The sequence below is a fragment of the Moorena sp. SIO3H5 genome, assembly GCF_010692395.1.
GTDB lineage: Bacteria > Cyanobacteriota > Cyanobacteriia > Cyanobacteriales > Coleofasciculaceae > Moorena.
This window is the reverse complement of the sequence record NZ_JAAHHS010000767.1, coordinates 1-1,349: the sequence shown is the minus strand read 5'-3', so window position 1 is coordinate 1,349 and position 1,349 is coordinate 1. Positions and strand designations below refer to the sequence as shown.

The following is a 1,349-nucleotide window of genomic DNA, read 5'->3' as shown; positions in this document are numbered from 1 at the left end:
ATAATAGTTGCCTTTTTCTAGTGGGTTACTAACATTATCTATCTGTTGGGATATTTCTGCGAGGCTGCACTGAGGTCAATCAGGTCCTGATTGGGATTGAATCCCTTAACCGTATCAATACCGTCGTTAATCCCGCCAAAGACAATGGTGTCTTGCCCTTTTCCGCCCTTGGTAGTGTTCTACAAGTAGTGATGAAGCTCAATCCATTGCCAGATGGGCATTATAGTCATGGATAAAGTACCAAATAGCCCCAATATGATTGTCCAATTTTTTGGAGAAGGATAAGCTTTTACGCACCAATCTAGAAATACGTTGACGAAAGGTATTATTCAATCGTTCAATATGATTTGTTTGTCCTGTTTCCTTTCCCACTGGACGATGACGTTTACTCGGAATAACCTTTTTATAAGAATCCCAAAAATCAGTGTATGCAACGGCACATTGACGATAAACAGCAGGAATACTGTCCCATAATTGATGAGCTGAATTGCGAGTGCGATCGCCAATATAACACCCCACAATTTCCCGTGTATCACGGTCAATTGCTAACCAAATATAACGAACGAAGGCATATTTCTTTCGTGTGATATAGAAGGACCACATCTCGTCACATTCGATGACCAATCGGCCTTTATTCTTAGCTGAGACCTTTATCTGTCTTGAGATAGAGGCAAATTTATTATTGACGTAATTTTGCAACCAGGCGAGACTGACTCCAGTGACTCTAACAATGCCTCGTAGGGAAATGCGTTCTAATAAAAGCTTGTCGATGAATAGCTTTGTTTCAATAGATATAAACTTCTTTTCAGGATTAATAACAAATTGGCGACCGCAGCTTTTACATAAGCGCTTCGACTTGGCATTATGAGTCGAACCATTTTTTATAGTATGAGTAGAACCACAGCTAGGGCAGTGATAATTTTCCATATTAGAATTATCTTTGACAGAAGGATAAATGTCTTTATCAAAGGATAGGTTAAGTATGAATTCAGTAAAGTAAAGAAATGTCTTCAATCTAAGAGTTGAATAATAACTATAAATATGAGTTTTCATTTTTGTTAGGAAATAGTGGTTGTAATCCTTTATGGATATATATTACAGGGCATCACTACTTGTAGAACACTACCATTTTGTAGATTACAACTGGGATATTTCCAAAGGATGCCCAAGCTTTGTAGATGAGCCACCTGGAACCGGGATGATGGATTGTCCACAAGCGCTGGCTGATATTCAGACCTATGTGAGGAATCTAGTGCTATGGCTTGCTCCATAGTTGTCCCTAGAGCCAATTGCCGACTAGGACATAGGGCGACCAAAAGGATTGGGCATTCCAATCCTTTCGATACGTG

General features: G+C 39.4%; 2 protein-coding genes. Both read right to left on the bottom strand.

Annotated elements, in window-relative coordinates:
- Positions 1-198: 198 nt before the first annotated feature.
- Positions 199-927, bottom strand: a complete 729-nt coding sequence (locus tag F6K52_RS36360) for an IS1 family transposase (protein ID WP_293090090.1) — start codon at positions 925-927, stop codon at positions 199-201.
- A 155-nt stretch (positions 928-1,082) separates the two neighbouring features.
- Positions 1,083-1,349: hypothetical protein (locus tag F6K52_RS36355; protein WP_293090088.1), on the bottom strand; the 267-nt coding region annotated here is incomplete at its 5' end.

Bases quoted from the DNA above. Each gene is read 5' to 3' on its own strand.
- F6K52_RS36360 (WP_293090090.1), bottom strand. From the start codon at position 927: ATGGAAAATTATCACTGCCCTAGCTGTGGTTCTACTCATACTATAAAA.